The sequence below is a fragment of the Streptomyces sp. SID5910 genome (assembly GCF_009862125.1).
Classification (GTDB): Bacteria; Actinomycetota; Actinomycetes; order Streptomycetales; family Streptomycetaceae; genus Streptomyces.
On sequence record NZ_WWHX01000782.1, the window covers coordinates 1 to 6,440 of the forward strand.

Genomic DNA, 6,440 nt, shown 5'->3' on the forward strand with positions numbered 1-6,440 from the left:
GACTGGCTATGTGGTTTAGACCAATCTAACAGAGCAGGGCTCCGCGGGCGTGCCGAAACGGCGGCCGGCCGGGGGCGGGTGCCGGCGTGTGCGAGGAAATTGCGTCGGCCGTCCGGCCCCGCTCGTGGGCCAACAGGGTTAGGCTTCAGGCGACCGCCCGGGCACCCGGGTGGCCGTCGGAACACGACAACCGCAAACACCGTCCACCGCATGGACACGGCTAGTGGTCTAGTCCACAATGGGACCGAGATACTTGCCGCGACACGCACGCGAGATGGACGTCGGACTTCCGCCTTCCCCGCACAGGAGGGCGGACCGAGGAACCGGTGCTCTCTGCCCTGACTGCCCCGGCTCCTCACCCTTCGGCCGACCGGGACCGCACACCCCACGGCCGATGTTGCTCCGGGCTGCGGTGCCGGGAGGGCTGAGGGTCCCTCCCAGGCGCCGCGGCCCGCGGGTGTTTCCAGGCCCCGGACGCGGCGGAATCTGGCCGATTTCGATCGCTGTCCGTACCGCCAGGTACGCTCGGCCCCGTGCCCTCCATGAACGAACTCGTACGCCAGCACACCGCCCTCGACGACTCCGATCTCGAGTGGCTCCACCTGCTGGTCTCGGAGTGGCAGCTCCTCTCCGACCTCTCCTTCGCCGACCTGGTCCTGTGGGTCCCCACCCGCGATGGCACGCGGTACGTGTCGGTCGCCCAGATGCGGCCCAACACCGGCCCGACCTCGTACCAGGACGACATGGTCGGCCACCTCGTCCCGCGCGGCCGGCGCCCCATGCTGGACGTCGCCCTGGACGAGGGCCGGATCGTGCGCGAGGGCGACCCGGAGTGGCGCGAGGAGGTCCCGGTCCGCGTCGAGTCCATCCCCGTGCGCCGCCAGGGACGCGTCCTCGGCGTCATCGCCCGCAACACCAACCTCCTCACGGTGCGCACGCCGAGCCGCCTGGAGCTCACCTACCTCCAGAGCGCCTCGGACCTCGCGCAGATGATCGCCGCCGGCGCCTTCCCGTTCGAGAACCAGCAGGTCGACATGGACGCCTCGCCCCGCGTCGGCGACGGCCTGATCCGCGTCGACGCGGACGGCATCGTCCAGTACGCCTCGCCGAACGCGCTGTCGGCCTACCACCGGATGGGCCTCGCCGCCGACCTGGTCGGCCACCACCTGGGCCGGACCACGGCCGAACTGGCCCCGTCCCGCGGCCCGGTGGACGAGGCGCTCGCCAAGGTGGCCAGCGGCTGGGCGCCGCGCGAGTTCGAGATCGAGGCGCACGACGGGGTGATCCAGTTCCGCGCCATCCCGCTCAAACCCAAGGGCACGCGCATCGGTTCGCTGGTGCTGCTGCGCGACGTCACGGAACTGCGCCGCCGCGAGCGCGAGTTGATCACCAAGGACGCCACCATCCGGGAGATCCACCACCGGGTGAAGAACAACCTCCAGACGGTGGCCGCCCTGCTCCGGCTCCAGGCCCGGCGCATCGGGTCCGAGCGCGGCCGGGAGGCGCTGGAGGAGGCGGTCCGCCGCGTCGGCTCGATCGCGATCGTGCATGAGACGCTGTCTCAGAACCTGGACGAGCGGGTGGAGTTCGACGAGATCGCCGATCGCGTGCTGGCCATGGTCGCCGAGATCTCACCCGGCAAGGTGACCGGCCGGCGCACCGGCCGCTTCGGCATCCTGGACGCCGAGGTGGCCACCCCGCTGTCGATGGTGCTGACCGAGGTCCTCCAGAACGCGCTGGAGCACGGCTTCCGCGAGGGCGACACCGGCACGGTCGAGGTCTCCGCGGTTCGCGGCGGCACCCGGAAGGAGGCGCGGCTGCTGGTCACCGTCCAGGACGACGGCGTCGGCCTGCCCGAGGACTTCGACCCGCACCGCTCCGGCAACCTCGGGCTTCAGATCGTCCGCACGCTGGTCGAGGGCGAGCTGGGCGGCACCTTCGACATGGTCCCGGCGCCCGAGCGCGGCACCCGTGTGATCCTCGACATCCCGGTGCCGACGGAGAAGTAGAGGCGCTGCGGCGCAGACGGCTGGGGACGGCGGGGCCGGGTCCGGGTCCGGGTCCGGGTCCGGAGACAGCAAAAAGCCCCGGACCGGTGAAGGTCCGAGGCCAGTGCTCATGTGCGATGCGGGGGAGCATCGGGGTACTGCGCGCTGCGGCTCGGGGGCGGGAGATGCGTACTCGCTGTACGCGCCGCCAAGCTCAGGCTGTCAGCGGGGGTGACTGGTCAGGCGGAGGCCTGACGAGCCCGGTTGCGGGCGGCACGGCGCTTCATCGCGCGGCGCTCGTCCTCGCTGAGACCACCCCAGACGCCGGAGTCCTGACCGGACTCGAGCGCCCACTGCAGGCACTGCTCCATGACAGGGCAGCGACGGCAGACGGCCTTGGCTTCCTCGATCTGCAGCAGCGCGGGACCGGTGTTGCCGATGGGGAAGAAGAGCTCGGGGTCTTCCTCGCGGCAAACGGCGCGGTGACGCCAGTCCATGGCTGCTACCTCTCCTTGGTATGACTGTGCAGGGTGCTTGTGAATGTGAACGCTTTCACGAATCCCTCAACAAGGGAAGGGCCTACCGCCAGGTTCCCGGCGTGGTCCTTGGGTTTGAAGAGGGGTTCCGGTGATCTGTGGAGGCTGGTGTTGCGGGCCGTCCCGATCGCCAAGAAGAGACTCGCAAACCTCGGCGGTGGATACAACCCCTTCCGGAAAGTTTTTTTTGATTCTTCGGTGTCGACTAGGTCACAGCCGTACTTCTATGGGGTGGACCCTGGCCTAAACGTTCGAGTGAAAGGACTTTTGCCGGTTCTGCTCACACAATCACACGCAGTGCACGGCGTACGCCTGTGAACGTCACGCTCGTCCGCAGCCCCAGGTGGTCACCGTCCATCTGGAGGGGGAGAGGCACCTTCGAATGCAAGGTGAAGTCACTCAGATCGTGCAGGGAGACGGCGTGCTTCCCGCGGGGTCCGCGCTCGGGGGACGAAGTGAGCAACTGGGTGCCATACCGGGCAACCGCGGCCGTCGACAGCCGGCTGAGTCCGAACACGTCGAGCCCGGTGTCGAACGAGGCCTCGGGCGACGCGTAGATCGGCCGGTTGCCGAGGAACGTCCACGGGCACGTGTTCGAGACTATGGACAGCACCAGATCGGTGACCGGGTCCTCGCCGGCGCGCTCCAGCGTGATGGTGCCGCTGCGGCGGTGCGGCTCCCCGATGAGCTGGCGCACCACCTGGCGGACGTAGAGAGCGTGTGTGGATTTCTTGCCCTGCTCGCGGTGCTGCTCGACCCGTCCGACCACACCGGCGTCGAAGCCCAGTCCGGCGTTGAAGGTGAACCAGCGGGCCGGTACGGCCTCGTCCTCCGAGCCCGGTGTGCCGGAGGCCAGTCCCAGGCCGACGGTCCGCTCGCTGCCCTCGCGCAGCGCGTCGAGCAGCGCGCCGGTGGCCTCCACCGCGTGGTTGGGCAGGCCGAGGGCACGGGCGAAGACGTTGGTGGAACCGCCGGGGACGACCGCGAGACCGGGCAGATGCTCGGGATCGGGGCCGGCGTGCAGCAGGCCGTTGACGACCTCGTTCACCGTGCCGTCGCCGCCGAGGGCCACCACGAGGTCGATGTCGTCGCTCTGTGCGGCCTGCCGGCCGAGGTCGCGCGCGTGGCCGCGGTACTCGGTGGTGACCGCCTCCAGCTTCATCTCGCTCGCCAGCGCGTGGATCAGCACGTCGCGCGTGCGCGCGCTCGTGGTGGTTGCCGCCGGATTGACCACGAGAAGTGCACGCATGCTGTGCAGGGTACCTACTGGGCGGTACCCCGGCCCAGGCCGAGGTAGGGATCAGGTAAGAGACGGGCGCGGGACCGGCCCGCGGAGGCCCGCGCCGTGCGGGCTACCCTTCAGGGGTGAGCAGTGAGCAGAACCCCACCCCCGAAGCCGAAGCCGCCGAAGAGACGGGCCCCCGTCCCGGCCGGCTGACCGTCGCGGCCGGGCTCGCCGCGCTGGAGGGGCTGGCGCTCGTCGCCGGCGGTGCCTGGATGCTCGTCCAGGGGCTCACGGGGCATCCCGACGACCGGACCTCGGCCGTCACCGGCGGCATCACCCTGATCGTCCTCGCCCTGCTGCCGCTGCTCGCCGCGCGCGGGCTGCTCGCCCGGCGCGGCTGGAGCCGGGGACCCGCCGTGATCACGCAGATCATGGCGCTGCCGGTGGCCTACAACCTGCTCCAGGCCGACAGCGTGGCCATCCCGGCGGGGATCGTGCTCGCCGTCGTGTCCGTGGCGGCGCTGGTCCTGCTCGTGAACCCCACGACGACCCGGGCCCTCGGCATCCGCGGACCCGGCCGCGCCGAGAAGTAGGCCGGACAGCCGTCCGCGCCGCTACTCCTCGACCAGCAGCTTCTCCCGCAGCTGCGCCAGCGTTCGCGCCAGCAGCCGCGACACGTGCATCTGGGAGATCCCGACCTCCTGCGCGATCTGCGACTGGGTCATGTTGCCGAAGAAGCGCAGCAGCAGGATCCGTTTCTCTCGCGGCGGCAGGTCCTCAAGCAGCGGCTTGAGCGACTCCCGGTACTCGACGCCCTCCAGCGCCTCGTCCTCGGCGCCGAGGGTGTCCGCGACCGCCGGCGACTCGTCGTCGGTGTCCGGGACGTCCAGGGACAGCGTGGAGTACGCGTTGGCCGACTCCAGGCCCTCCAGGACCTCCTCCTCCGAGATCGCCAGCTTCTCGGCGAGTTCGTGGACCGTGGGGGAGCGGCCGTGCAGCTGCGAGAGCTCCGCCGTGGCCGTCGTCAGGGCCAGCCGCAGCTCCTGGAGCCGGCGCGGCACGCGCACCGCCCAGCCCTTGTCCCGGAAGTGCCGCTTGATCTCGCCGACGACCGTCGGGGTCGCGTAGGTGGAGAACTCCACCCCGCGGTCCGGGTCGAAGCGGTCGACCGACTTGATCAGTCCGATGGTGGCGACCTGGGTGAGGTCGTCCAGGGGCTCACCGCGGTTGCGAAAGCGGCGCGCGAGGTGCTCGACGAGCGGCAGGTGCATGCGGACCAGCCGATTGCGCAGTTCCGCGTACTCGGGGGTGTCCTTCGTCAGCGTGCGCAGCTCGAGGAAGAGGGCCCGGGCACCGCTGCGGTCCTGCGGATCGTGCCGCGTGCCGCGCGCGCCCGGCGCCCGGTCGTCGGAGTGTCGCTCGTGCTCGCTCATCGTCCCGCCCGTCGCCCTTTCCCGAGCCCGCGCCTCCGCTCGGCCGGGCCGGGCGGGCGTGCCCCCGGTCCGGCCGGGCGTGGGCGCGCTCCGCACGGCACCGCTCCCGGTCCCCGGAGGGGCCTCGTCCTCCGGGTGCGGCCGGGCCTGCTCGGGAATGCCGTCGATGCCGTCCGCCGTACGCGGCGCCTCGTTCTCCGAACGTGCGCCCTCGGCCGACAGCCCTCGTGTGCCGCGCTCTTCGTCCCGCACCGGCCCGTCCCCGTTCCTCACGTCGGCCCGGGTCCCGCGCCGCGCTGTTTGTAGAGGCTGATCGAAACGGTTTTGTCCTCGTCCACGGCGGAGGAGACCTTGCCCGCCAGAGCGGACAGCACGGTCCAGGCGAAGGTGTCCCGCGAGGGGGCGTGACCGTCCGTGGTCGGCGCCGAGACAGTGACTTCGAGCGAGTCGTCGACGAGGCGGAAGACACAACTGAGCACCGAGCCGGGCACGGCCTGCTGGAGCAGGATCGCGCAGGCCTCGTCCACTGCGATGCGCAGGTCCTCGATCTCGTCGAGGGTGAAGTCCAAACGGGCTGCGAGGCCGGCCGTCGCCGTACGCAGCACCGACAGGTAGGCACCCGCGGCCGGCAGCCGGACTTCCACGAAGTCCTGGGTCGCGGGCTCGCCTGCGATCTGGGACACCCTCACCTCCAAGGTGGTACAAGCGTTACAGGGCCGAGGGTCGCCCCTCGGGGTAACGCGACACGTGGTTCAGCGGTGACGTTATCGCGCTCCGAACTTTCCTGTCCCCGAGACCCCAACCCCTTGCTGTCACTCATAGTAAACACATGAACACGCACAGTGGCTAGGGGTTCGGCGGGCCCAAATCGGGAGAGCGCGCGCCGGGTTGACGTACCCAGGCACCGGACGGTCGAACCGTCCCCCGCGCGCAGTCGTACCGGGTCACACGAGCACGTGGTCCACGAAGCACCAGCGCCAGGTCTCCCCGGGCTCGAACGTCCGCATCACGGGGTGGCCGGTCTCCTTGTGGTGGCCCGTCGCGTGCTGCCGCGGCGAGGAGTCGCAGCAGCCGACGTGGCCGCAGGTGAGACACAGCCTCAGCTGCACCGGATCCGTCCCCTCGGCCAGACACTCCGGGCAGGTGTCGCCCAGGGGCTTCGGCTCGGGGTGCGGCAGCGCGTCGGCGTGCGTGCACTGTTTCATGATTGCCAGGTTACGTCGGGCGTGCGGGGGACCGCGCGGAGAAAAAGGGTGGA

Annotated in this window: 7 protein-coding genes; 2 read left to right on the forward strand and 5 right to left on the reverse strand. The window is 70.6% G+C overall.

The window, feature by feature from the left end; translation table 11 throughout:
- Positions 1–542 precede the first annotated feature (542 nt).
- The gene (locus tag GTW67_RS27700; protein WP_202437781.1) at positions 543–2,009 is read left to right on the forward strand and encodes a sensor histidine kinase; all 1,467 of its coding nucleotides are present in this window, start codon (positions 543–545) and stop codon (positions 2,007–2,009) included.
- Between the two features lie 218 nt (positions 2,010–2,227).
- Here the strand turns inward: GTW67_RS27700 and GTW67_RS27705 are convergent, their stop codons facing one another.
- Together GTW67_RS27705 and GTW67_RS27710 are read right to left on the reverse strand one after the other, a co-directional pair.
- Positions 2,228–2,485 (reverse strand): WhiB family transcriptional regulator, encoded by a 258-nt coding sequence (locus tag GTW67_RS27705; RefSeq protein ID WP_003973730.1) that lies wholly within the window; start codon positions 2,483–2,485, stop codon positions 2,228–2,230.
- A gap of 319 nt (positions 2,486–2,804) precedes the next feature.
- The gene (locus GTW67_RS27710) at positions 2,805–3,773 is read right to left on the reverse strand and encodes a diacylglycerol/lipid kinase family protein (protein WP_161167504.1); all 969 of its coding nucleotides are present in this window, start codon (positions 3,771–3,773) and stop codon (positions 2,805–2,807) included.
- Positions 3,774–3,889: 116 nt separating this feature from the next.
- Here GTW67_RS27710 and GTW67_RS27715 point away from each other — a divergent pair, with 116 nt between their 5' ends.
- Positions 3,890–4,342, forward strand: coding sequence for a hypothetical protein (locus GTW67_RS27715; RefSeq protein WP_161167505.1), 453 nt, complete (start codon positions 3,890–3,892; stop codon positions 4,340–4,342).
- A 21-nt stretch (positions 4,343–4,363) separates the two neighbouring features.
- Here GTW67_RS27715 and GTW67_RS27720 read toward each other — a convergent pair whose 3' ends face one another.
- The 3 genes from GTW67_RS27720 to GTW67_RS27730 form a co-directional block, all read right to left on the reverse strand.
- On the reverse strand, positions 4,364–5,455 hold the full coding sequence (locus tag GTW67_RS27720) for an RNA polymerase sigma factor SigF (protein ID WP_346010753.1): 1,092 nt from the start codon (positions 5,453–5,455) through the stop codon (positions 4,364–4,366).
- Entirely contained in the window at positions 5,452–5,865 is a 414-nt protein-coding gene (locus GTW67_RS27725; protein WP_003973726.1) for an ATP-binding protein, read from the reverse strand. The genes GTW67_RS27720 and GTW67_RS27725 overlap by 4 nt, the downstream gene beginning before the upstream one ends.
- 261 nt (positions 5,866–6,126) lie before the next feature.
- Complete coding sequence (locus GTW67_RS27730) at positions 6,127–6,387, reverse strand: UBP-type zinc finger domain-containing protein (RefSeq protein WP_161163218.1); 261 nt, start codon at positions 6,385–6,387, stop codon at positions 6,127–6,129.
- Between the last annotated feature and the right edge of the window lie 53 nt (positions 6,388–6,440).